General features: G+C 72.4%; 26 protein-coding genes. 25 read left to right on the top strand and 1 reads right to left on the bottom strand.

Annotation, left to right across the window (positions count from 1 at the left end; all coding sequences use genetic code 11):
- The first annotated feature begins 54 nt into the window (after nt 1-54).
- From CXY01_RS15560 to CXY01_RS15440, 25 genes are all read left to right on the top strand, one after another.
- Nucleotides 55-1,377 carry a homoserine dehydrogenase gene (locus tag CXY01_RS15560; protein ID WP_246125415.1) on the top strand — a complete coding sequence of 441 codons (1,323 nt, stop codon included), beginning with the start codon at nt 55-57 and terminating at the stop codon, nt 1,375-1,377.
- Nucleotides 1,377-2,468 (top strand): threonine synthase, encoded by a 1,092-nt coding sequence (gene thrC, locus CXY01_RS15555; protein ID WP_146928807.1) that lies wholly within the window; start codon nt 1,377-1,379, stop codon nt 2,466-2,468. Before CXY01_RS15560 ends, thrC begins: the two co-directional genes overlap by 1 nt.
- A gap of 8 nt (nt 2,469-2,476) precedes the next feature.
- Nucleotides 2,477-3,409, top strand: coding sequence for a homoserine kinase (gene thrB, locus CXY01_RS15550; RefSeq protein WP_146928804.1), 933 nt, complete (start codon nt 2,477-2,479; stop codon nt 3,407-3,409).
- Between the two features lie 280 nt (nt 3,410-3,689).
- Nucleotides 3,690-5,792, top strand: a complete 2,103-nt coding sequence (gene rho, locus CXY01_RS15545; RefSeq protein WP_146928801.1) for a transcription termination factor Rho — start codon at nt 3,690-3,692, stop codon at nt 5,790-5,792.
- 99 nt (nt 5,793-5,891) lie between these two features.
- Nucleotides 5,892-6,746 carry a PPK2 family polyphosphate kinase gene (locus tag CXY01_RS15540; RefSeq protein WP_146928797.1) on the top strand — a complete coding sequence of 285 codons (855 nt, stop codon included), beginning with the start codon at nt 5,892-5,894 and terminating at the stop codon, nt 6,744-6,746.
- Between the two features lie 123 nt (nt 6,747-6,869).
- The gene (rpmE, locus tag CXY01_RS15535) at nt 6,870-7,085 is read left to right on the top strand and encodes a 50S ribosomal protein L31 (RefSeq protein WP_146928794.1); all 216 of its coding nucleotides are present in this window, start codon (nt 6,870-6,872) and stop codon (nt 7,083-7,085) included.
- Between the two features lie 122 nt (nt 7,086-7,207).
- On the top strand, nt 7,208-8,296 hold the full coding sequence (gene prfA, locus CXY01_RS15530) for a peptide chain release factor 1 (protein WP_146928791.1): 1,089 nt from the start codon (nt 7,208-7,210) through the stop codon (nt 8,294-8,296).
- Nucleotides 8,293-9,180 (top strand): peptide chain release factor N(5)-glutamine methyltransferase, encoded by an 888-nt coding sequence (gene prmC, locus CXY01_RS15525; protein ID WP_146928788.1) that lies wholly within the window; start codon nt 8,293-8,295, stop codon nt 9,178-9,180. The genes prfA and prmC overlap by 4 nt, the downstream gene beginning before the upstream one ends.
- On the top strand, nt 9,177-9,827 hold the full coding sequence (locus CXY01_RS15520; protein ID WP_146928785.1) for an L-threonylcarbamoyladenylate synthase: 651 nt from the start codon (nt 9,177-9,179) through the stop codon (nt 9,825-9,827). The genes prmC and CXY01_RS15520 overlap by 4 nt, the downstream gene beginning before the upstream one ends.
- A complete protein-coding gene (locus tag CXY01_RS15515) occupies nt 9,824-10,948 on the top strand; it encodes a glycosyltransferase family 4 protein (RefSeq protein ID WP_146928782.1) in 1,125 nt (374 codons plus the stop codon). The genes CXY01_RS15520 and CXY01_RS15515 overlap by 4 nt, the downstream gene beginning before the upstream one ends.
- Nucleotides 10,945-11,382: a Cg1360 family ATP-synthase-associated protein gene (locus CXY01_RS15510; protein ID WP_146928779.1), complete on the top strand. Its 438-nt coding sequence runs from the start codon at nt 10,945-10,947 to the stop codon at nt 11,380-11,382. The genes CXY01_RS15515 and CXY01_RS15510 overlap by 4 nt, the downstream gene beginning before the upstream one ends.
- Before the next feature lie 178 nt (nt 11,383-11,560).
- Entirely contained in the window at nt 11,561-12,358 is a 798-nt protein-coding gene (atpB, locus tag CXY01_RS15505) for a F0F1 ATP synthase subunit A (protein ID WP_146928776.1), read from the top strand.
- Nucleotides 12,359-12,446: 88 nt separating this feature from the next.
- Nucleotides 12,447-12,653 carry an ATP synthase F0 subunit C gene (atpE, locus tag CXY01_RS15500; RefSeq protein ID WP_146928773.1) on the top strand — a complete coding sequence of 69 codons (207 nt, stop codon included), beginning with the start codon at nt 12,447-12,449 and terminating at the stop codon, nt 12,651-12,653.
- Between the two features lie 35 nt (nt 12,654-12,688).
- Entirely contained in the window at nt 12,689-13,255 is a 567-nt protein-coding gene (locus tag CXY01_RS15495) for a F0F1 ATP synthase subunit B (RefSeq protein ID WP_246125430.1), read from the top strand.
- On the top strand, nt 13,255-14,067 hold the full coding sequence (locus CXY01_RS15490) for a F0F1 ATP synthase subunit delta (protein ID WP_146928770.1): 813 nt from the start codon (nt 13,255-13,257) through the stop codon (nt 14,065-14,067). Before CXY01_RS15495 ends, CXY01_RS15490 begins: the two co-directional genes overlap by 1 nt.
- Before the next feature lie 81 nt (nt 14,068-14,148).
- Entirely contained in the window at nt 14,149-15,777 is a 1,629-nt protein-coding gene (gene atpA / locus CXY01_RS15485) for a F0F1 ATP synthase subunit alpha (RefSeq protein WP_146928767.1), read from the top strand.
- Between the two features lies 1 nt (nt 15,778).
- Nucleotides 15,779-16,672, top strand: coding sequence for a F0F1 ATP synthase subunit gamma (locus CXY01_RS15480; protein WP_146928764.1), 894 nt, complete (start codon nt 15,779-15,781; stop codon nt 16,670-16,672).
- Between the two features lie 35 nt (nt 16,673-16,707).
- Nucleotides 16,708-18,195, top strand: a complete 1,488-nt coding sequence (atpD, locus tag CXY01_RS15475; protein ID WP_146928761.1) for a F0F1 ATP synthase subunit beta — start codon at nt 16,708-16,710, stop codon at nt 18,193-18,195.
- A gap of 73 nt (nt 18,196-18,268) precedes the next feature.
- Nucleotides 18,269-18,562, top strand: coding sequence for a F0F1 ATP synthase subunit epsilon (locus tag CXY01_RS15470; protein WP_146928757.1), 294 nt, complete (start codon nt 18,269-18,271; stop codon nt 18,560-18,562).
- 37 nt (nt 18,563-18,599) lie between these two features.
- Nucleotides 18,600-18,983, top strand: a complete 384-nt coding sequence (locus CXY01_RS15465; protein ID WP_186813428.1) for a DUF2550 family protein — start codon at nt 18,600-18,602, stop codon at nt 18,981-18,983.
- A 19-nt stretch (nt 18,984-19,002) separates the two neighbouring features.
- Nucleotides 19,003-19,698: an endonuclease NucS gene (gene nucS / locus CXY01_RS15460; protein ID WP_146928750.1), complete on the top strand. Its 696-nt coding sequence runs from the start codon at nt 19,003-19,005 to the stop codon at nt 19,696-19,698.
- 62 nt (nt 19,699-19,760) lie between these two features.
- A complete protein-coding gene (locus CXY01_RS15455; RefSeq protein WP_146928747.1) occupies nt 19,761-20,408 on the top strand; it encodes a TetR/AcrR family transcriptional regulator in 648 nt (215 codons plus the stop codon).
- On the top strand, nt 20,405-21,739 hold the full coding sequence (locus CXY01_RS21070; RefSeq protein ID WP_222594566.1) for a YndJ family transporter: 1,335 nt from the start codon (nt 20,405-20,407) through the stop codon (nt 21,737-21,739). The genes CXY01_RS15455 and CXY01_RS21070 overlap by 4 nt, the downstream gene beginning before the upstream one ends.
- Entirely contained in the window at nt 21,736-22,224 is a 489-nt protein-coding gene (locus tag CXY01_RS15445) for a hypothetical protein (RefSeq protein WP_146928744.1), read from the top strand. Before CXY01_RS21070 ends, CXY01_RS15445 begins: the two co-directional genes overlap by 4 nt.
- Nucleotides 22,203-23,405: an N-acetylglucosamine-6-phosphate deacetylase gene (locus CXY01_RS15440; RefSeq protein WP_146928741.1), complete on the top strand. Its 1,203-nt coding sequence runs from the start codon at nt 22,203-22,205 to the stop codon at nt 23,403-23,405. Before CXY01_RS15445 ends, CXY01_RS15440 begins: the two co-directional genes overlap by 22 nt.
- Here CXY01_RS15440 and CXY01_RS15435 read toward each other — a convergent pair.
- A complete protein-coding gene (locus tag CXY01_RS15435; RefSeq protein WP_222594565.1) occupies nt 23,402-23,863 on the bottom strand; it encodes a nitroreductase/quinone reductase family protein in 462 nt (153 codons plus the stop codon). The genes CXY01_RS15440 and CXY01_RS15435 overlap by 4 nt on opposite strands.
- Nucleotides 23,864-23,880 lie beyond the last annotated feature (17 nt).

Here is a 23,880-nt window from a genome sequence, read left to right as displayed (position 1 = left end):
GGACGCACCCCTATCCTGGGGGCGCTCCCGCCCGATCCGACTGGAGGCCGTCCCGTGCCCTCGCCCGTGCCCGCCCATCCGCCCCTGCGCGTCGCCGTCCTCGGCTGCGGCGTCGTCGGCACGGAGGTGGTGCGGCTGCTCACGACGCAGGCGTCGGACCTGGCGTCCCGCGTGGGTGCACCGCTCGAGCTCGTCGGCATCGCCGTGCGCGACGTCGAGACCGAGCGTGACGCCGTGGTCGACCGGGCGCTGCTCACCGCCGACGCCGAGTCGCTGGTCGAGCGCGCGGACGTCGTCGTCGAGGTGATGGGCGGCATCGAGCCGGCGCGCAGCCTGCTGCTGCGGGCGGTCGCCGGTGGTGCGTCCGTCGTGACCGCCAACAAGGCGCTGCTCGCGCAGGACGGTCCCACGCTGTACGCCGCGGCCGACGAGGCCGGTGTCGACGTGTACTTCGAGGCCGCCGTCGCGGGCGCCATCCCGATCGTGCGCCCGGTGCGCGAGTCGCTCGCGGGGGACCGGGTCACCCGGGTGCTCGGCATCGTCAACGGCACCACCAACTACGTGCTCGACAAGATGGCGTCCGAGGGCCTCGACCTGGACCAGGCCGTCAAGGAGGCCCAGGCGCTGGGCTACGCGGAGGCCGACCCGACGGCGGACGTCGAGGGGTACGACGCCGCCGCGAAGGCCGCGATCCTCGCCTCGCTCGCGTTCCACACCCGGGTGTCCATCGAGGACGTCTCCCGCGAGGGCATCACGTCCCTGACCGCCGACGACGTCCTGTGGGCGCAGCGCACGGGCTACGTGCTGAAGCTGCTGGCGATCGCGGAGCGTGGCACGGCCGACGGCGTCGAGGGTGTCCAGGTGCGCGTGCACCCCGCGCTGGTCCCCGTGAGCCACCCGCTCGCCACGGTCCGTGGTGCGTACAACGCGGTGTTCATCGAGGCGGAGGCGGCGGGCGAGCTGATGTTCTACGGCCGCGGTGCGGGCGGCGAGCCGACCGCGTCCGCGGTGCTCGGTGACGTCGTCTCGGTCGCCCGCCACCGGGTGCTCGGCGGCAAGGGCCCCATCGAGTCCCGCTACGCCGACCTGCCGGTGCTGCCCGCCACGTCCGCCCGCACGCGCTTCCAGGTGCGGCTCGAGGTCGCGGACCGCCCGGGCGTGCTCGCCCAGGTGTCGACGGTCCTGGCGTCGCACGACGTGTCGATCGAGGCTGTCCGTCAGACCCCCGTCACCGAGCTGCCCGACGCCGACTACGCGCGCCTGGTGATCACCACGCACGCGGCCCCCGAGCACGCGTTGCGCAGCACCGTCGAGGCGATCGCCGGTCTCGACGTCGTGCGTCGTGTCGTGTCCGTCCTGCGAGTCGAGGGAGCCTGATGGCCCACCAGTGGCGTGGCGTGATCGCCGAGTACGCCGACCGTCTGCCCGCCCACGTCCAGGAGCGCGTCATCACGCTCGGGGAGGGCGGCACCCCGCTCGTCCCGTCGCCGACGCTCTCGCAGCGCACGGGCGCCGAGGTCTTCCTCAAGGTCGAGGGCATGAACCCGACCGGCTCGTTCAAGGACCGTGGCATGACGACCGCCATGTCGGCCGCCGCCGGGCGCGGGGCCAAGGCCGTGGTCTGCGCCTCCACCGGCAACACGTCGGCGTCGGCCGCCGCGTACGCCACCCGGGCGGGCATGGTCTGCGCGGTGCTGGTGCCGGACGGCAAGATCGCGATGGGCAAGCTCAGCCAGGCGATCGCGCACGGCGCCACGCTGCTGCAGGTCGACGGCAACTTCGACGACTGCCTGATCGCCGCCCGCAAGCTGGCCGAGGCGTACCCGGTCGAGCTGGTGAACTCGGTCAACCCCGACCGCATCGAGGGCCAGAAGACGGGCGCGTTCGAGATCGTCGACGCCCTGGGTGACGCCCCCGACATCCACGTGCTGCCGGTCGGCAACGCGGGCAACATCACCGCCTACTGGCGGGGGTACCGCGAGTACGCGGGACTCGACGCCGGCGCCTCGCACGCCGCGGTCGCCACGCGGACGCCGATCATGTGGGGCTTCCAGGCCGCCGGGGCCGCCCCGATCGTCCAGGGCCACCCCATCGACCAGCCGGAGACCATCGCCACGGCGATCCGGATCGGCAACCCCGCGTCCTGGCCGCAGGCCGAGGAGGCCCGCGACGTGTCCGGCGGCCTGATCGAGGCGGTCACCGACGAGCAGATCCTCGCCGCGCACCGCGTGCTGTCCGCAGAGGTCGGCATCTTCGTCGAGCCCGCGTCCGCCTCCGGGGTCGCGGGGCTGCTGCGGCTCAGCGACGAGGGCCGGGTCCCGGCCGGTGCCCGCATCGTCATCACGGTCACCGGGCACGGGCTCAAGGACCCGCAGTGGGCGCTGCGCACCGCCGACGGCAGCGACGTCGTGCCGGTGCGGATCTCGTCCGACGTGGTGTCCATCGCCACCGCGCTCGGCCTGGACTGAGGCCCGCGATGCGCCTGGGTGCGGACCACGTCCGCGTCCGCGTCCCCGCCACCAGCGCCAACCTCGGTCCGGGCTTCGACGCCTTCGGCCTCGCGCTGGGGCTGTACGACGAGCTCGAGGTGCGGGCGCTCGCGTCGCCGGGCGTGACGGTCGAGGTCACCGGGGAGGGCGCCGGCCAGGTGCCCGACGACGAGCAGCACCTCGTCGTCAGCTCGCTGCGGGCCGCCCTCGACGAGGTCGGCGCGTCACAGACCGGCCTGCACCTCGTCTGCCACAACCGCATCCCGCACGGCCGCGGGCTCGGGTCGTCGGCAGGTGCCGTCGTCGCGGGCATCGTCGCGGCCCGCGGCCTGATCGCCGAGCCGGAGGCGCTGTCCGACGACGTCGCCATCGACCTGGCCGCCCGCATCGAGGGCCACCCGGACAACGCCGCGCCCGCCGTCCTGGGCGGCGCGACCCTCGCGTGGCGCGACGACGGCCGGTTCCGAGCGCTCGACCTGCCGGTCCACGACGACGTCGCCGTCCTCGCGATCGTCCCGCCCAACCACCTGTCCACCAAGGCAGCCCGCGGGGTGCTGCCCGCGACGGTGCCGCACGAGGACGCCGCGTTCCAGGCGGGCCGCGCGGCACTGCTCGTCGAGGCGCTCGGGCGCCGCCCCGACCTGCTGCTCACCGCGACGCAGGACCGGCTGCACCAGGAGTACCGGCGGTCGGTCATGCCGGGGTCCCTCGCGCTCGTCGACGTGCTGCGGGCGGCGGGTGTCGCCGCGGTGGTGTCGGGCGCGGGGCCGACCGTGCTCGTGCTCGCGCGGCGTGCCGGAGAGGGCGCGACGGACGCCGACGAGGCGGTGCGGGCCGCGTTCGGCGGGGCGATGGGCGGCTGGCAGATCCTGCCGCTGCCGGTGGACCGCACGGGCGCGACCGTCCAACGGGTGACATGACCGGGTGAAGTACACCCGCGTCGTTCACCCGGCCGGGTGGTCGGGCCGACAGTGGTAACATCGTCGCGTTCCCCGGACCCCCTCCTCCGGTGGCCCGCGTCGTACGTGACCGGCCACCTCAGAATGAGTAGACGAGCCGGGAGCGATCCAGCCCACCGTGCGCAGACGTCGTCGTACGCAGCGCGTGTGTGGCTCCAGCACCGTCTCGGTCACCTCGACCGGACGTCGGCCGATCCCCGAACCATCGGGTCCCGGCCACCGACGAGGGGAAGGGTCCTTCGTGACAGACATCATCGAACCCGCCGTGAGCAGCTCCGGCGGGTCCGCCCGCAGCGCAGGCATCTCGGCACTCCGCCTGCCCGAGCTGCAGGCGATGGCGTCCGACCTGGGCGTCAAGGGCACGTCCAAGATGCGCAAGGGCGACCTCGTCCAGGCCATCTCGGACGCCCGCGGGGGCTCGCGACCGCAGGCACTGGAGCCGCGCCGCGACCTCAGCAGCGAGCAGAGCACCGCCGTGGCCGGGCCGCCGCCCGCGCGCCGCGCCCGTGCCGCGCGCAGCCGCGCCCCGCAGCTCGACCTCGACGGCGACGCCGCTGCGCCGGTGCAGGAGAGCCCCGCTCGGGAGCGCGCACAGCAGGACCGTTCCACCCCGCCCCACGGTGACGCGCTCGCCGGCCTCGAGGCCGCGCTGGACGCGAGGCTCGCGCCCGTCGAGCACCGCGACGACCGGGCTGCTCGTGCGGCCGAGGCCGTCGGCGGGGTGACGGGGGAGCGCCGCTCGCGCCGTGCCGGCCGGGGCGCCGGTGCGCCGCAGGGCGACGAGGGCGACCGCGCCCAGGCCAACGGGCAGCAGGCGGCCGACGGTCAGCAGACCGACCGCCAGCAGAACGAGCGCCAGCAGAACGACCGCCAGCAGAACGACCGCCAGCAGCGCGACAACCAGCAGGGCGACCGCGCGCAGCGTGACGGCCAGCAGCGGGACGGCCAGCAGGGCGGCCGCCAGCAGGGCACCGCGCAGCAGGGCACCGCGCAGCAGGGCACCGCGCAGCAGGGTGGCCAGCCGCGCCGGGAGTCGGACGAGGACGGCCTCGACGAGCGCGGCGGTCGCCGTCGCCGCTCGCGGGACCGGTACCGCGACCGCGACCGTGACCGTGACCGCAAGGGTCGTGGCACGCGCGGCCGTCCGGGCGCCGGCGAGCTCGCCGGTCTCGACGACATCGAGCTCAGCGACGACGACGTCCTCCTGCCGGTCGCGGGCATCCTCGACCTGATGGACAGCTACGCGTTCGTCCGGACCACGGGCTACCTGCCCAGCGCCAACGACGTGTACGTGTCGCTCAACCAGGTCAAGCGGTACGGCCTGCGCCGTGGCGACGCCGTCACCGGTGCCGTGCGGCAGCCGCGCGAGGGCGAGCAGCCGCCGCAGGGCAACCGCCCGAGCAAGTTCAACGCGCTCGTGCGCCTCGACTCGATCAACGGCGCGGAGCCCGACGCGGCGCGCGTGCGCCCCGAGTTCAACAAGCTCACGCCGCTGTACCCGCAGGAGCGGCTGCGGCTCGAGAGCGAGCAGAACCGCCTGTCGCCGCGCGTGATCGACATCGTCGCGCCCATCGGCAAGGGTCAGCGCGGCCTCATCGTCGCGCCCCCCAAGGCGGGCAAGACGATCATCATGCAGCAGATCGCGAACGCCATCACGACCAACAACCCCGAGGTCCACCTCATGGTCGTGCTCGTCGACGAGCGCCCCGAAGAGGTCACGGACATGGAGCGGACGGTCAAGGGCGAGGTCATCGCCTCGACCTTCGACCGCCCGGCCTCCGACCACACGATCGTCGCCGAGCTCGCCATCGAGCGCGCCAAGCGGCTGGTCGAGCTGGGCCAGGACGTCGTCGTGCTGCTCGACTCGCTGACGCGCCTCTCGCGGGCGTACAACCTGGCCGCCCCGGCGTCCGGGCGGATCCTGTCCGGTGGTGTCGACGCCTCGGCGCTGTACCCGCCGAAGCGGTTCTTCGGTGCGGCGCGCAACATCGAGAACGGCGGCTCGCTGACCATCCTCGCCTCGGCGCTGGTGGAGACGGGCTCCAAGATGGACGAGGTCATCTTCGAGGAGTTCAAGGGCACCGGGAACATGGAGCTCCGGCTCTCCCGCGGCCTGGCGGACAAGCGCATCTTCCCGGCGGTCGACGTCAACGCGTCGGGCACGCGCCGCGAGGAGATCCTCATGCCGCACGACGAGCTGAAGATCATCTACAAGCTCCGCCGGGTCATGGGCGCGCTCGACCAGACGCAGGCCATCGAGCTGCTCATCGGCAAGCTCAAGGAGACCAAGTCGAACGTCGAGTTCCTGCTCCAGGTGCAGAAGACGACGCCCGGCGGCGAGTGACCGACTGACGCGCGGCCCTGTTCCCCCGGGAGCAGGGCCGTCGTCATGTCCGCGCGCTAGCGTGCGAGGGTCCGCCCGTCGCACAGCCGGAGGTCCGAGATGACGAAGACGTGGAGCACACCGCCGCAGGAGGCCCTTCGCGTCGGGCCCGGGTTCGACCTGGCGGCGCTCGACGCGTCGTCGCACCCCGGCTGGGAGCACGGGCGCTCGTCGGCCGAGAACAAGCTCGAGGCGGACGGGAACCGGCTGAGCGAGGTGCAGGAGCGCCTCTACGCGCACGGCCGGACCGGCGGCTCGCGCGCCGTGCTGCTGGTGCTGCAGGGCATGGACACCTCGGGCAAGGGCGGGATCGTCCGGCACGTCCTGGGCATGGTCGACCCGCAGGGCGTGCAGCTGCGCTCGTTCGGGGTGCCGACGGAGAAGGAACGGTCGCAGCACTACCTGCAGCGGATCCGGGAGGCGCTGCCGGTGGGCGGGCGCATCGGTGTCTTCGACCGCTCGCACTACGAGGACGTGCTGGTGGTCCGCGTGAACGAGCTGGTGCCGCGCGAGGTGTGGGAGCCGAGGTACGACGAGATCAACGCCTTCGAGCGGGAGGTCGTCGACGCGGGGACCGTGGTCGTCAAGGTGATGCTGCACGTCTCGCCGGAGGAGCAGAAGGCGCGGCTGCGCGAGCGGTTGGAGCGTCCCGACAAGTACTGGAAGTACAACCCGAACGACGTCGACGAGCGCGCGAGGTGGCCTGCCTACCGGGAGGCGTACCAGGCGGTGCTGGACCGGACGAGCACCGAGCACGCGCCCTGGTTCGTGGTCCCCGCCGACTCCAAGTGGTACGCCCGCCTCGCCGTCGGCGCCCTCGTGCTCGACGCCGTCGAGAGCCTCGGCCTGGACTGGCCGCCGGCGGACTTCGACGTCGAGGCGGAGAAGGCGCGGCTCGACGCCCAGCCGTTCTGACTCCTGAGCCGGGGATGATTTCGGGCCCCGTCGCTGTTCTGGCACAATGGTTCGCTGGTCTGCGGTTCACCGGCGCCAGTCGCGCGTCCGGACCCGGAGACACCCACCCAAGGAGATAGATCTGTGAAGGCTGACATCCACCCCGAGTACGTGACCACCGAGGTCACCTGCACCTGTGGCAGCACGTTCGTCACCAAGTCCACCGTGACGTCCGGCAAGATCCACGCCGACGTCTGCAGCGCCTGCCACCCGTTCTACACGGGCAAGCAGAAGATCCTCGACACCGGCGGCCGCGTGGCCCGGTTCCAGGCGCGCTACGGCAAGAAGGCCGACGCCTAGCACTCCCTCAGCGCCGGTGCCCGGCGCGGACGACCGCCCTCCATGGCGGTGTCCGCGCGGGCACCGGCGCTGTGTCGTTGCCGGAGCCTGAACGAGCCTCAGTCGTCAGAAGGACACCCGTCATGAGCGAGGCATTCGCCGCCGCCGAGCCGCTGCTCGCCGAGCACGCGCAGATCGAGGCCCAGCTGGCCGACCCCGCGGTGCACGCCGACGCCGCGAACGCGCGCCGGCTGGGCCGCCGGTACGCCGAGCTGGGCCGGGTCGCGCAGGCGTACACGGCGTGGAGGGCCGCGTCCGACGACGCCGAGGCCGCCGCCGAGCTGGCCGAGGTCGACGAGAGCTTCGCCGCCGAGCTGCCGTCGCTCCAGCAGGCCGCCGACGCCGCCTCCGCCCGGCTGCGCGAGGTCCTCATCCCGCGCGACCCCGACGACTCCCGCGACGTGATCCTCGAGGTCAAGGCGGGGGAGGGTGGCGAGGAGTCGGCGCTGTTCGCCGCGGACCTGCTGCGGATGTACACGCGGTACGCGGAGAAGATGGGCTGGGCGACGCAGCTGCTGGGTGCCACGGAGTCGGACCTCGGCGGCTACAAGGACGCACAGCTCGCGATCAAGGCCCGGGGCGCGGTCGCACCGGAGGACGGTGTCTGGGCGCACCTGAAGTACGAGGGCGGCGTGCACCGCGTCCAGCGGGTGCCGGTCACCGAGTCGCAGGGGCGCATCCACACGTCCGCCGCGGGCGTCCTGGTCTTCCCCGAGGCCGAGGACGAGGCCGAGGTGGCCATCGACCCGAACGACCTGCGCATCGACGTCTACCGGTCCTCCGGGCCCGGCGGCCAGTCCGTCAACACCACCGACTCCGCCGTCCGCATCACGCACCTGCCCACGGGCATCGTCGTGTCGATGCAGAACGAGAAGTCGCAGCTGCAGAACCGTGAGGCCGGCATGCGCGTGCTGCGCGCCCGGATCCTGGCCGCCCGTCAGGAGGAGGCGGCAGCCGCGGCGAGCGAGGCCCGGCGGTCGCAGGTCCGCACGGTCGACCGCTCCGAGCGCATCCGGACGTACAACTTCCCCGAGAACCGCATCGCGGACCACCGCACCGGCTACAAGGCCTACAACCTCGACGCGGTGCTCGGCGGTGAGCTGGCGCCCGTCGTGCAGTCCGCGATCGACGCCGACGAGGCGGCGCGGCTGGCGTCGGCGGGGCAGTCATGAGCGCTCCCGACCTGCGTGCGCTCGTCGAGGGGGCGTCGCGGATCCTGGCCGACGCCGGGGTCCCGTCCCCGCGGCACGACGCCACGGCGCTCGCCGCCCACGTCCTCGGGCAGGAGCGGCTGGAGCTGGTGCTCGCACCGCCCGTGCCCGACGGGTTCCCCGAGCGGTTCGCCGGCCTGGTCGAGCGACGGCGGAACCGCGAGCCGCTCCAGCACCTGGTCGGCTCGACCGGGTTCCGCTACCTGACGCTCCTGGTCGAGCCCGGCGTGTTCGTGCCGCGCCCCGAGACCGAGGTCGTCGCGCAGGTGGCCATCGAGGAGGCCGCCCGGCTGACGGACCCCCTGGTCGTCGACCTCTGCTGCGGTGCCGGGGGGATCGCGCTGTCGGTCGCCACCGAGGTGCCCGGCGCGCGGGTGGTCGCGGTGGACCTGTCCCTGGAGGCGGTCGACCTGACCCGTCGCAACGCCGTCGCGGTGCAGGCGGACGTCCGCGTCGAGCACGGCGACGTCGCCGACCCGGCGCTGCTGCAGGAGCTCGACGGGACCGTCGACGTCCTCGTCGCCAACCCGCCGTACATCCCGCCCGACGCGGAGCCGGTTGACCCCGAGGTGCGCGACCACGACCCGGACCTCGCTCTCTACGGCGGCGGTCTCGACGGGCTGGACGTACCACGCGCGGTCCTTGGTGCGGCCGCGCGGCTCCTGGTCCCCGGCGGGCTCCTGGTGATGGAGCACGCAGAGGTGCAGGACGCGGCCGCCCGCGAGGCCGCCCGCGCGACGGGAGCGTTCGTGGACGTCGAGTCCCGGCCCGACCTGACCGGCCGCCCGCGGATGCTCGTCGCGCGGCGAGCCGCACAGCCGCACGTGACAGACTCGGCGCCGTGAACGAGCGGATCACCCCCGCGAGCGACCCCGCCACCTGGGGCCCGGCGCTCGACGAGGCGGTCAACGTCCTGTCCCGTGGGGGACTCGTGGTGCTGCCCACGGACACCGTCTACGGCATCGCGGCCGACGCCTTCACGCCACCGGCGGTGCAGGCGCTGCTGGACGCCAAGGGTCGTGGCCGGCAGATGCCGCCCCCCGTGCTGATCGCGGACGTGCGCACGCTCGACGGCCTGGCCACCGACGTGCCTGCGGGCGCGCGCGCCCTCGCGGAGGCGTTCTGGCCCGGTGGGCTCACGCTCATCGTGCGCGCCCAGCCCTCGCTGGCGTGGGACCTGGGCGAGACGCGCGGCACGGTCGCGCTGCGGGTGCCGGACCACGAGACCGCCCGGGCGCTGCTGCGCCGCACGGGCCCGCTCGCGGTCTCCAGCGCGAACCGCACGGGCTCGCCGGCCGCCGTGACCGCCCAGGACGCGTACGAGCAGCTCGGTGACTCCGTCGCGGTGTACCTCGACGGCGGCGACGCACCCGGCCAGGTCGCGTCCACCATCGTCGACGCCACAGGACCCGCCCTGCGCCTGGTGCGCGCCGGGGCGCTCACCCTCGACCAGCTCAACGAGATCGCGCCCGTCGAGGAGCCGCCCGCGTGAGGGTCTACCTGCTCGCGCTGCTCATCTCCGCCACGGTGGCGTACCTGATGACGCCGCTGGCCCGCTGGTGCGCGCTGCGCTGGGGGGCCATCACGGCCGTCCGGGACCGCGACGTGCACGCCATCCCGACGCCTCGCCTGGGCGGGATGGCGATGTTCGCGGGGATCCTCGTCGCCATCGTCATGACCAGCCGCCTGCCGTTCCTCGAGAACGTGTTCGCCAACCCGCGGCCGATCGTCGGCATCGTCGGGGGCGCGGCGATCGTGTGCGCGCTGGGGGTGGCCGACGACATCTGGGACCTGGACTGGCTCACCAAGCTCATGGGACAGGTGCTGGCCGCCGGGTTCCTCGCGTGGCAAGGCGTGCTGCTCTACCAGCTGCCCACCGGGGACGTGCAGACGATCGGGTCGACGCGGATGTGGGCGTTCTTCACGGTCCTCACGGTCGTCATCGCCATGAACGCCGTGAACTTCGTGGACGGCCTCGACGGTCTCGCGGCCGGCGTCCTGGCCATCGGCGGCACCGCGTTCTTCCTGTACGCGTACCTGCTGACCGAGGGCGCCAACCCGGGCGCGTACGCCAACGCCAACCTCGCGGCCCTCGTGCTCGCCGTGCTGGTCGGTGCGTGCGTCGGCTTCCTGCCGCACAACGTGTACCCGGCCCGCATCTTCATGGGCGACTCCGGTGCGATGGTGCTCGGCTTCGTGTTCAGCGCGGCCGCCATCGTCGTCACCGGTCAGATCGACCCCGAGCAGGCACTGGTGCGCCAGCGGTTCCCCGCGTTCCTGCCGATGCTCCTGCCGTTCGCGGTGCTGCTGCTCCCGCTGCTCGACATGGGGCTCGCGATCGTCCGCCGCGTCGGCGCCGGCAAGTCCCCGTTCCACCCCGACCGCATGCACCTGCACCACCGGATGCTGCAGCTGGGCCACTCGCACCGCCGCGCGGTCGCGATCATGTACGTCTGGACCGCGGTGTTCGCGTTCGGCGTCGCCGCCCTGGTCCGGTGGGAGACCACTGTCGTCCTCATCACGTTCGGGGTCGCCGTGCTCGTCGCCACCCTGCTCACGCTCGGGCCGCTGCGCGGCCGGTCCGCCACACCGCCCCTGGAGGCCGTCCGATGACCACCCCAGCCCCCACCCCGGCTGCCACCCCGCCCTCCGCCAACGAGGCGGTCTTCCGGCAGTCGCTGCGGGACATGCTCGTCCTGCTCGGCGTGCTGACCGTGCTCGGTGTCGGCATCGGCTACCTGGTCGACGGCATGGCCGGCGTCTGGGGTGCGCTGATCGGGGTGGGCATCGCCCTGATCTTCTCCGGGACCACCGTGATCTCGGTCCTGAAGACGGCTCGCTCGGCGCCGACCACGATGATGGCCGTGATCATGGGCGCCTGGCTGGGCAAGCTCGTCGTGGTCATCGTCGTGCTCGTGATCCTCAAGCAGTTCGACTTCTACAACCCGCAGGTGCTGTTCCTCGTGTCGATCGCGGGGGTCATCGGGTCGGCCGTCCTGGACGCCCGTGCGGTGCAGCGCGGACGGGTCGGCTACTTCGAGGCGTAGACCCTCCCGGAGGGCCTTCCCGGGCGTCCGGGGAGCCTGGACCACGTCCTGACCAAGCCCGTCCATAGGTTAGGCTTTCGCCATCCAAGACGGCCCGGCGCCGTGCTCGTGCCCGCACTGATGCGGCACTCGGCGCACACGACCACAGGAGACCGCCCTGTTCAGCCTTGCGACGATCATGCCGCTCGCCGCGGAAGAAGACGGCGGCGCCACGTTCCACCCGCCGTCTCTCGCGGACTTCTTCCCGCCGGCCATCTGGTTCGAGGGGACGCCGTTCGAGATCAACCGGATCATCCTGGTCCGGCTGATCGCCGTCGTCGCGCTCATGCTCATCTTCATCATCGGCGCCCGCCGGGCCAAGCTGGTCCCGGGCCGCTTCCAGAGCATCCTCGAGATGGGTCTGGACTTCTGCCGGAACTCGATCGCCTACGAGATCCTCGGGGAGAAGGACGGCAAGAAGTACGTCCCGATCATCACGACGATCTTCTTCGCGGTCTTCTTCTTCAACATCACGGGCGTGATCCCGTTCCTGAACATCGCGGGGACGTCGGTGATCGGCCTGCCGATCATCTTCGCGCTGTGGGTGTACTTCATGTACCTGTGGCAGGGCGTCAAGAAGTTCGGCGTCGGCGGGTACCTCAAGCACAGCCTGTTCCCGCCCGGCGTGCCGTGGCCCATCTACATCCTGCTGACCCCGGTCGAGGCGCTGCAGGTCTTCATCCTGCGGCCCGCGACGCTGGTCATCCGGCTCCTGGCCAACATGATGGCCGGCCACCTGCTGCTCGCCCTGTGCTTCGCGGCGACCTCGTTCCTGTTCTTCGAGGCGTCCGGCGCGCTGAAGGCGTTCGGTGCCGTGACGTTCGTCGCCGGCTTCGCCTTCTTCCTGCTCGAGGTCTTCGTGGCCGCCCTGCAGGCGTACGTGTTCTCGATCCTCACCGCCGTCTACCTGCAGATGTCGATCACCGAAGAGCACTGATCGACAGCCTCACCGCGACGGGCTGATCCCCGGACCGTCGCCCCTGACCGGACGCGCCGCGCGGCGCGCAGATGAAAGGAACCACCCCGTGGAAATCTCCGGACTCGCTCTCGTCGGATACGGTCTCGCGGCCATCGGCCCCGGCATCGGCCTCGGCATCCTGTTCGGCAAGACGATCGAGGGCATGGCGCGCCAGCCCGAGATGGCCGGCCAGCTCCGCTCGACCATGTTCGTCGGCCTGGCCTTCATCGAGATCCTCGCGCTCCTGGCCATCGCCACCCCGTTCTTCCTGTGATCACCGCGCCGCTCGTCGCTGCCGCGCACAGCGCGGTGGTGGCTGCTGAGGAAGTCGAGGAGGTCAACCCCCTCCTCCCGCACACCTACGACATCGTCTGGTCGTTGGTGATCGTGGTGATCATCGCCGTCGTGTTCATCAAGTACGCCCTGCCGAAGTTCCAGGCCGTCCTCGACGAGCGCGCGGAGAAGATCGAAGGCGGTCTCAAGCACGCCGAGACCGCACAGGCCGAGGCAGCCGAGCTGCGCGCGGAGTACGAGCAGCAGCTCGCCGACGCCCGCACCGAGGCGGCCCGCATCAAGGAGGCCGCTCGCGCCGAGGGCGGTGCCATCGTCACGGAGCTCAAGGCGAAGGCGGCGGCCGAGGCTGCGCGCACGGTCGAGACGGCCCAGCGCCAGATCGAGGCCGAGCGTCAGCAGGCAGCGGTCTCGCTGCGCAACGACGTGGGCGCGCTCGCCACCGAGCTCGCCTCGAAGATCGTCGGCGAGTCCCTCGAGGACACCGCCCGGCAGTCGCGTGTCGTCGACCGGTTCCTCGAGGAGCTCGAGGCGAACGCGAGCGCAACGGCATCGTCGACCACGAGCGCCGGCAAGGAGAACTGATGCGCGGCACGAGTCTGGCGTCGCTCGACGCGGCACAGCTCCGGTTCGAGCCGGTGCTGTCCGCGGCGGGTGCGCAGGGGATCACGCTCGGCGAGCAGCTGTTCGCCGTCGTCGACGCCCTGGACTCCTCGGGCTCGCTGCGGCGGACCCTGTCGGACCCGGCCATCGACGGTGACGCCAAGGCAGGGCTGGTCTCGAGCGTCCTCGGCCGGCTCGACCCCCGCGTCGTGGACGCGGTGTCGGGCCTGGTGAAGGCGCGCTGGTCGTCCGCCGACGACCTGATCGAGGCCGTCGAGCACCTGGGCTTCGACGCCGTGCTCGCGTCCGCGCAGGCCGGTGGCGAGCTCGAGCGCGTCGAGGACGAGCTCTTCCGCATCACGCGGTCCCTCGTGGGCCAGCGCGAGGTGCGGCAGGCGCTGTTCGACCCGCGGGTCCCCGGCGACAAGCGTGCGGGCCTCGCGGAGGACCTGCTGCGCGGCAAGGTCGCCGACGCCACCCTCGCGGTGGCACGGCGCGCGGCCGCCTCGCCGCGCGGACGACGGTTCGTCGCGACGCTCGGCCTCGTGGGCGACCTCGCGGCTGCACGGCGCCAGCGCATGGTGGCGTCCGTGACCTCCGGCAGCGAGCTCTCGCAGGCGCAGATGGACCGCCTCGGCGCCATCCTGCAGCAGGCGTACGGGCAGGAGCTCCAGCTCAACGTGACGGTGGACCCCGCGATCATCGGGGGCCTGCGCATCCAGGTGGGCGCGGACGTGGTCGACTCGACCGTGCTCGCCAGGCTCGCCGACGCACGACGACGACTTGCCAGCTGAGAATCGGCCCCCGGCCGGTCCCTTGAACGACGTGCACGAACGTACGACCGCCCGACCGGCGGTCACGACAGGAGAAGAGCAATGGCTGAGCTGACGATCCGGCCGGACGAGATCCGGGCCGCGCTGGACAGCTTCGTGAAGTCCTACGAGCCGACCGGCGTGGTCTCCGAAGAGGTCGGCCGCGTGACCCTGACGGCTGACGGCATCGCCCAGGTCGAGGGCCTTCCGGGCGCGATGGCGAACGAGCTGCTGCGGTTCGAGGACGGCACGCTCGGCCTCGCGCTCAACCTCGACGTGCGCGAGATCGGCGTCGTCGTCCTGGGTGAGTTCACGGGCATCGAGGAGGGCCAGGAGGTCCGCCGTACCGGTGAGGTGCTGTCCGTCCCGATCGGTGACGGCTACCTCGGCCGCGTCGTCGACCCGCTGGGCCAGCCCATCGACGGTCTGGGCGAGCTGGCCACCGAGGGCCGTCGCGCCCTCGAGCTGCAGGCGCCCGGCGTCATGGCGCGCAAGAGCGTGCACGAGCCCCTGCAGACCGGCCTCAAGGCCATCGACGCGATGATCCCGATCGGCCGCGGCCAGCGCCAGCTGATCATCGGTGACCGCCAGACGGGCAAGACGGCGATCGCGATCGACACGATCATCAACCAGAAGGCCAACTGGGAGACGGGCGACACCGACAAGCAGGTCCGCTGCATCTACGTCGCCATCGGTCAGAAGGGCTCCACCATCGCCGCCATCCGCGGCGCCCTGGAGGAGGCCGGCGCGCTGGAGTACACGACCATCGTCGCGGCGCCCGCGTCCGACCCGGCCGGCTTCAAGTACCTCGCGCCCTACACCGGCTCGGCCATCGGCCAGCACTGGATGTACCAGGGCAAGCACGTCCTCATCGTCTTCGACGACCTGTCCAAGCAGGCCGAGGCCTACCGTGCCGTGTCGCTGCTGCTGCGTCGCCCGCCGGGCCGCGAGGCGTACCCCGGTGACGTGTTCTACCTGCACTCCCGTCTGCTCGAGCGTTGCGCCAAGCTGTCCGACGAGCTGGGCGGCGGCTCGATGACGGGTCTGCCGGTCATCGAGACCAAGGCCAACGACGTCTCGGCGTACATCCCGACCAACGTCATCTCCATCACGGACGGTCAGATCTTCCTGCAGTCCGACCTGTTCAACGCCGACCAGCGCCCGGCCGTCGACGTCGGCATCTCGGTGTCCCGCGTCGGTGGTGCCGCGCAGGTCAAGGCGATGAAGTCGGTCTCCGGCACGCTGAAGCTGGACCTCGCGCAGTTCCGGTCGCTCGAGGCGTTCGCGATGTTCGCGTCCGACCTGGACGCCGCGTCGCGCGCCCAGCTGACCCGTGGCGCTCGCCTCATGGAGCTGCTCAAGCAGGCGCAGTACTCGCCGTACCCGGTCGAGGACCAGGTGGCGTCCATCTGGGCCGGCACCAAGGGCAAGCTGGACGACGTCCCGATCGCCGACGTGCGCCGGTTCGAGTCCGAGCTGCTCGACCACCTGCGCCGCAACACCGAGGTGCTCTCGACCATCGCGTCGACCGGCAAGCTCGACGACGACACCGAGAAGGCTCTCGGCGCGGCGGTCGACGAGTTCCGGAACGGCTTCCTGGTGGGCGACGGCACGACGCTGGTCGGCTCGTCCGACGACGGCGCCGAGGTCGAGATCGAGCAGGAGCAGATCGTCCGGCAGAAGAAGGGCTGACGTGGCAGGTCAGCAGCGCGTCTACCGGCAGCGGATCCGGTCGACAGAGTCGCTGAAGAAGATCTTCCGTGCGATGGAGCTCATCGCTGCCTCGCGCATCGGCAAGGCCCGCGACCGGGTGACGGCGGCGACGCCGTACTCCCGTGCGCTGACCCGTGCGGTGTCGGCCGTGGCCACGCACTCGAACGTGTCCCACTCGCTCGTCACCGAGCGGACGGACACCAAGCGGGTCGCGGTCCTGGTCGTCACGTCGGACCGCGGCATGGCCGGTGCCTACTCGGCCAGCGCGATCCGTGAGGCCGAGCGCCTCATCGGTCGCCTGACCGAGCAGGGCTTGGAGCCGATCGTCTACGCCGTCGGCCGCCGCGCCATCTCGTACTACACGTTCCGCGGCCGCGAGCTCGTGCAGCAGTGGGCGGGCAACTCGGACGCCCCGTCCGTCGAGACGGCCGCCGACATCGCCGAGACGCTGCTCGCGGCGTTCGAGGCACCGGTCGACGAGGGCGGTGTCGCGGAGCTGCACGTCGTGTACACGCACTTCCGGAACATGGTGTCGCAGGCCCCCCGGGTCATCCGCCTGCTGCCCCTCGAGATCGTCGAGGGCGTCGAGGCGCGCGACGAGAACGAGATCCCGCCGCTGTACGAGTTCGAGCCCTCCCCGGAGGCCGTGCTCGACGCGCTGCTCCCGATGTACGTGCGCAGCCGCATCTACACCTGCCTCCTGCAGGCGGCGGCCTCCGAGCTCGCTGCCCGGCAGCGCGCGATGCACACCGCGACCGAGAACGCCGAGGACCTGGTGCGCATGTACACCCGGCTCGCCAACCAGGCCCGCCAGGCCGAGATCACCCAGGAGATCAGCGAGATCGTGTCGGGCGCCGACGCGCTCGCCTCCTGACGACTACGTCCCCACAGACGAACCGGAGAAACACCATGACTGCTACCACTACCGAAGCTGCCGTCGAGCACGCGTCCGGTCCTGGCGTGGGTCGGGTCGCGCGGGTCATCGGCCCCGTCGTCGACATCGAGTTCCCGTCCGACCAGATCCCCGAGATCTACAACGCGCTGCAGGTCGACATCGACCTGTCGACGCAGGGCGAGGGCGAGGCCGAGGGCGTCACGACGATGACGCTCGAGGTCGCCCAGCACCTCGGCGACTCGCTCATCCGCGCCATCGCGCTGAAGCCGACCGACGGCCTGGTCCGCGGCGCGCTCGTGCGCGACACCGGCGAGGCGATCAGCGTGCCCGTCGGCGACATCACCAAGGGTCACGTCTTCAACGTCATCGGCGACGTGCTCAACCTCGGCGAGGGCGAGAAGCTCGAGATCACCGAGCGCTGGCCCATCCACCGCAAGCCCCCGGCCTTCGACCAGCTCGAGAGCAAGACCGAGATGTTCGAGACCGGCATCAAGGTCATCGACCTGCTGACGCCGTACGTGCTCGGCGGGAAGATCGGCCTCTTCGGTGGAGCGGGCGTCGGCAAGACGGTCCTCATCCAGGAGATGATCCAGCGCGTCGCGCTCAACCACGGCGGTGTGTCGGTGTTCGCCGGTGTCGGCGAGCGCACCCGTGAGGGCAACGACCTCATCGTCGAGATGGAGGAGGCCGGCGTCTTCGACAAGACGGCGCTCGTCTTCGGCCAGATGGACGAGCCGCCGGGCACGCGTCTGCGTGTCGCCCTGTCGGCGCTGACCATGGCGGAGTACTTCCGCGACGTGCAGAAGCAGGACGTGCTGCTCTTCATCGACAACATCTTCCGGTTCACGCAGGCCGGCTCCGAGGTGTCGACCCTGCTCGGCCGCATGCCGTCCGCGGTCGGCTACCAGCCGAACCTGGCCGACGAGATGGGCCTCCTGCAGGAGCGCATCACCTCGACGCGTGGTCACTCGATCACCTCGCTGCAGGCGATCTACGTGCCCGCCGACGACTACACCGACCCGGCCCCGGCCACGACGTTCGCGCACCTCGACGCGACGACGGCGCTGTCGCGTGAGATCGCGTCGCGCGGTCTGTACCCGGCCGTGGACCCGCTGACGTCCACCAGCCGCATCCTCGACCCCCGCTACGTCGGCCAGGCGCACTACGACGCCGCGACGCGCGTGAAGTCGATCCTGCAGCGCAACAAGGAGCTCCAGGACATCATCGCGATCCTCGGCGTCGACGAGCTGTCGGAGGAGGACAAGACGGTCGTCGCACGTGCCCGTCGCATCCAGCAGTTCCTCTCGCAGAACACGTACATGGCCGAGAAGTTCACGGGTGTCGTCGGCTCGACGGTGCCGCTGAGCGAGACGGTGGAGGCCTTCGGCAAGATCGCCGACGGCGAGTTCGACCACATCTCCGAGCAGGCGTTCTTCAACATCGGTGGCCTCGAGGACCTCGAGCGCAACTGGGCCCGCATCCAGAAGGACTACGGCGTCTGAGAACGCCCTCGCGGGGCGCCGTCGTCCGACGGCGCCCCGCGCGTAGTCCCGCACACCACTGAAGGAGGGTCTCGTGGCAGACATCGAGGTCGAGCTCGTCGCCACCGCCGGCAAGCTCTGGTCCGGCACCGCCCGCATGGTCTCGGCCAAGGCCGGGGAGGGTGAGATCGGCATCCTGGCCGGTCACGAGCCCGTGCTGTCCGTGCTGCAGCCCGGCGAGCTCCGCGTGTTCCCGGTCGGGGGCGGCGAGCCGAAGCGCTGGCAGGTCGAGGGCGGGTTCCTGTCCTTCGACTCGAACCACCTGACCATCGTCGCCGACAACGTCGTCGAGGGCGCTCGCCCCGCGTCGTCCGCCGCCACGCACTGAGGGCGCCGGGACGGTGAGCGGACACGTCGTCGCACTCGTGAGTGTGATCGTCGTGCTGCTGCTCGCCGTCGTCGCCGTGTGGTTCTCGCGGGTCCACACGCTGAACCGCCGGGTCGGGTCGTTCCACTGCGCGCTGGGTCGTACCGCCCAGGGGCCCTGGTCCTTGGGCGTCGCGCAGTACGGCACGGACCGGCTCTACTGGTGGCGCTACCGGTCGCTGAGGGCTCGACCGCACACGCGGTGGCAGCGGGTCGGGCTCGCGGTGCTGGAGCGCACCGACTGGCACGCCGGCCAGGTCGTCGTGACGTGCCGCCCCGGCGCCGAGACGGAGCCCGTCCACCTGCTGATGAGCGCCGAGGCGTACGCCGGCCTCACGTCGTGGATCGAGGCGACGCCGTCGCGCGTCGGCTCGGTCATCTGATCCCCCAGGAAGAGAGCTCATGCGCCTCGTCGTGGCGTCCTGCTCCGCGCGCTACAGCGGCCGGCTGAACGCGCACCTGCCCCTGGCCAGGCGCCTCCTGGTGGTCAAGGCCGACGGCAGCGTGCTGCTGCACTCCGACGGTGGGTCGTACAAGCCGCTGAACTGGATGAGCCCGCCGTGCACGCTCGCGGTGTCGGAGCCGTCCGCGGAGGCCCAGGCTGCGGGGGTGACGGCCGTCTGGACGGTCCAGCACCAGAAGTCGGACGACCGCCTGGAGATCGACCTCTACGAGGTGGTGCACGACTCCGCGCACGAGCTCGGGGTGGACCCCGGGCTGGTCAAGGACGGCGTGGAGGCTCACCTGCAGGAGCTCCTCGCGGCGCAGATCCTCCTGCTCGGCACGGGGCACACCCTCGTGCGTCGGGAGTACCCGACGGCCATCGGCCCGGTCGACATCCTCGCCAAGGACCCGGCGGGCGGCACGGTCGCGGTCGAGATCAAGCGTCGCGGGGACATCGACGGGGTCGAGCAGCTGACCCGCTACCTCGAGCTGCTCAACCGTGACCCGCACCTGGCGCCGGTGCGCGGGGTGTTCGCCGCGCAGGAGATCAAGCCGCAGGCCAGGGTGCTGGCCACGGACCGGGGCATCGGCTGCCTCGTGCTCGACTACGACACCATGCGCGGCGTCGACGACAGCAGCACGCGCCTCTTCTAGCCGGACCACGTCACATCGCCGACCTCTTGAACCTGTTCAGTTGAACGTGTTCAAATGCTCTCATGAGCGACGACACCAAGGCCCTCGTCCGGTCCACGGCCCTCCGGCTCTTCCGTGAGCGCGGCTATGCCGCCACGACGATGCGCGCGATCGCGCAGGAGGCTGGCGTCGCGACCGGCAACGCCTACTACCACTTCGCCTCCAAGGACCACCTCGTCCAGGAGCTCTACCTCGACGTCACCAGCGAGCACGCGGTGGCCGCCCGCGCCGTGCTGGCGCAGGGCGGCGACCTGACCGCGCGTCTGCGCGGGGTGATGCTGGCGGGGGTGGACGCGTTCGCCGAGTACCACGCGTTCGGCGCCGAGTTCGTCACGGTGGCCATCCGGCCCGGGTCGGCGGCCAGCCCGTTCTCGGCGGAGTCGAGCCGGTCGCGCGAGCTGAGCCAGGACGTCTTCCGCGAGCTGGTCGAGGGTGCGTCGCCCGCGGTGCCGACGGCACTCCGCGAGGAGCTCCCGGACCTGCTCTGGCTGGCGCAGCTCGGCGTCACGCTGTTCTGGGTCTACGACGGGTCGCCGGGCCAGCGCCGCACCCGCACGCTGGTGGAGGGCGCGGCGCCGCTGATCGGCCGGCTGGTCCGGCTGTCGCGGCTGCCGGTGCTGCGCGGCGCGGCCGACGACGTCCTGGCGCTGGTCCGGGCGGTGCGCTCGTGAGCGAGCTGTCGCCGGTGGCCGAGGACGCCCTGCGCGTGGTCGTCGGGCTCGGCACCGTCGTCGTCCTGCCGCTGGGGCTCCGGCTGCTCGGGGACCGCGCCGTCCCGCGGTCCCGCTCGCTGCTGTGGCCGCTGGCCGGCCTGCTCGCGGCGGTGAGCGTGTGGTTGCCCGTCGGAGCGCCGGCCGCACTGCTCGCGACGCCCTTCGCGGCCGCGTGTCTCGTGCTGGCCGTGTGCACCGTGCGCGTCCGGACGTTCCCCGTCGCCGTCGCGCTGGCCACGCCGCTGGTCGGAGCGGCGGCCCTGGTCGCCGAGCGGGCGGGCTGGGGCCTCCTCGGGTTCTCCGGCGGCTACCTCGCCCTCACCGTCCCGCACATGCTCTTCGCCGGGTTCGGCGCGTGCCTCGTGGTCGGTCTGGTGGCGCAGACGACGGCGACCCCGTTGACCCGCGTGGCGGGTGTGGCCGTCCCCCCCGGCGTGCTCCTCGTCCTGGCCGGCTACTTCGTCTCCGACGCCGCCGAGCTGGTCGGGGCGGTGGTCCTCACGGCCGGCCTGTGGTGCGCCGCGGCCGCGACCGTGGGGCTCGTAGGCTCCCGGACGGCTCGGCTGCTCCTGCGGGTGGGCGCGGTGACGATCGCGGTGTCGATGCTCCTCGCGCTCTGGTGGGCGGTCGGTGAGGCGACCGGCCTGGCGCACCCGAGCCTGTCCTGGATGGCGGTGACGCACGGGGTCGCCAACGCCGTGGGCTTCGTCCTGTGCAGCCTCCTCGGGCTGCGGCTCCTGCCGACGACCCCGCAGCCGCCCGGGCTGACGTACGCCGAGATCGGCGCCACGCAGGCAGGTCGGCTGCCGCAGGGGTACCGGCACCTGCGGGTGCGGCACCTGCTGATGTCCGGGGCGACGACCCTCGACCTCGCCTCCGTGGGCGACGCGCTGCTGCGCTGGCGGGTGCACGAGGCGGCCCTGGTCCAGGTGCTGCCGGACGGTCCGGAGGCCGTCCCGGGTCTGCGGGTGGTGAGCCGTCCGGGTGCCGGCCCGGTGTCCCTGCCCGTGCCGTGCGAGGTGGTCTGGGTCGAGCGCACCACGGACCGGGTCGGGTTCGCGTACGGCACGCTGCCCGGTCACCCGTTCCGCGGGGAGGAGGCGTTCACCGTCGAGCGCGACGACGCCGGGGACCTCTGGTTCGTCGTGACGGCCTTCTCGGTGCCGGACCGGTGGTGGGTCCGGCTGGCCGGTCCCCTCACCGTGGTCGGTCAGCGGCTCTACCTGCGGGTGCTCGCGCGGGGCGCCCGCCGGCTGGCCGTCGTCCGGCAGCTCGGCCGCGTGTCGTGACCGCGCAGGACGTCCGAGGCGTGGGCGTGATCGCGGCGCTGTGCGTGCGCTGCGTCGCGGTGCTCACGGTGGTGAACACGGTGCTGTTCGTCGTGGCGGTGGTGGTCAGCACGACGCTCGACCCACAGGCCGGGGTGTCGCCCACCGCGGTCTACATCCTCGTCGTGGGGCTCCTCGTCGCGTGCGTGCCGATCCTCCTCGTCGGCTTCCCGGCCGGTGTGCTGACCGCCCACCTGCTGCGCGGCTCGTCCCGGGAGCGGGTGCACGTGCTCGTGTTCGCGCTGGTCGGCGCGGTCCTGTCGGTCACGATCTTCGCCACGCTCGACTACCTGAGCGTGGTCCCGTGGTTCACCCTCGTCGCGGCAGCGGAGGGCGCGGTCGGTGCCGGTGGTGCGCGCTGGTGGACCGGGCGCATGCACGCGCGTCGGGCGCCGATCGACGACGCGCAGGGTGCGGCCCTCCCATGGGGAAGGATTGGCCCGTGAGCACCGACACCCCCCTGGTCCTGCGTGGTCGGCTCGTCACCCCCCGGGGGGTGCTCGACGACGGCATCGTGGTCGTCGACGGCGCCACCATCGTCTGGGTGGGTCCAGCGGACGGGCTGCCGCGCGGGTGGGCAGCGCCCGAGGCGAGCGGGACGACGATCCTGCCGGGACTGGTCGACCTGCACTGCCACGGCGGCGGCGGGGCGAGCTTCCCCGACGCGGTCGACGCCGCGGACGCGCAGCGGGCCGTCGACGAGCACCGCCGGCACGGCACCACGAGCCTCGTCGCGTCGCTGGTCACGGCGCGCCCGGACGTCCTACTGACGCGCACCGCGGTGCTCGCCGGGCTGGCGGACGCGGGAGAGATCGTCGGCATCCACCTCGAGGGGCCGTTCCTGTCGGTGGATCGGTGCGGGGCCCAGAACCCCGCGGACATGCTCGACGGCGACCCGGAGCTGGTCCGCAGCCTCGCGGAGGCGGCCCGAGGGCACCTGGTCACCATGACGGTCGCGCCGGAGGTGCCGGGCGCCGAGGAGGTCGTCGCCGCGCTCGTCGACGTCGGCGCCGTGCCGTCGATCGGCCACACCGACGCGACGGCGGAGCAGGTCGACGACGCCGTCGACCGTGGGTTCGACCTGCTGGCTGCCCGGTCCAACGGCCGGCTCACCGCGACGCACCTCTTCAACGGCATGCGCCCGCTGCACCACCGCGAGCCCGGCCCGATCGCCGCCTGCCTCGCCGCAGCGGCGCGCGGGGAGCTCGTGGTCGAGCTCGTGGCGGACGGCACGCACCTGGCCGACGGGACCGTCCGGTCGGTGTTCGACCTCGTCGGTGCGGGCTCGATCGCGCTGGTGACGGACGCGATGGCGGCCGCGGGCATGCCCGACGGCGAGTACCGGCTGGGCCCGATGGGCGTACGGGTGGCCGACGGGGTCGCGCGGATCGCCGACGAGACCGGCGCGATCGCCGGGGGAGTGGCGCACCTGCTCGACGTGGTGCGTCACGTGGTCACTGCGGGGATCCCGCTGGAGGACGCGGTGCTCGCCGCGGCGACGGTGCCGGCGGACGTCCTCGGCCGGCGCGACCTCGGCGCGCTCGCCGCGGGCCGCCGGGCGGACCTCGTGGTCACGGACGCCGACCTCGTGCCGCTGCGCGTGCTGCGCGGGGGAGCCTGGGTCTAGCGGGGCTCGAGCAGGACCACCGGGGTCACGGTCGTCCGCGTCGCCGCGTACGCGTCGAGCGTGGGGTTGACGGCCGTCCACACCTTCCAGAGCCGCTCGCGCTCGGGCCCGACGACGGTGCGCGCACGGACCGGTCGCGGTGCCTGACCGTCCAGCCGGACGACCGCGTCGGGCTGCGCCTCGAGGTTGAGCCACCAGGCGGGGTGACCCTCGATCCAGCCGTTCATCGCGAGCAGCACCAGGCGCGGTCCGTCCTCGAGGTAGCCGAGGATGACGCTGCGCTCCTGGCCGGAGGTGCGGCCGGTCGTCGTGAGGCGCAGGGCGCCCCAACCCCGCTTGTTCGTCGGCAGCCACAGGAACCGACCGCCGCTGAGCCGGTAGAGGCCGCGGTGCACGCGCCACGCCACCCGGATGAACCACGCCGGCGGCAGCCTGGGGGCACGCTCCGGTTCCGTCACCGGCCCACCGTAGCGGG

This window comes from Cellulomonas xylanilytica, assembly GCF_007989805.1.
Taxonomy (GTDB): Bacteria; Actinomycetota; Actinomycetes; order Actinomycetales; family Cellulomonadaceae; genus Cellulomonas; species Cellulomonas xylanilytica.
This window is presented reverse-complemented; position numbering and strand designations above follow the sequence as displayed.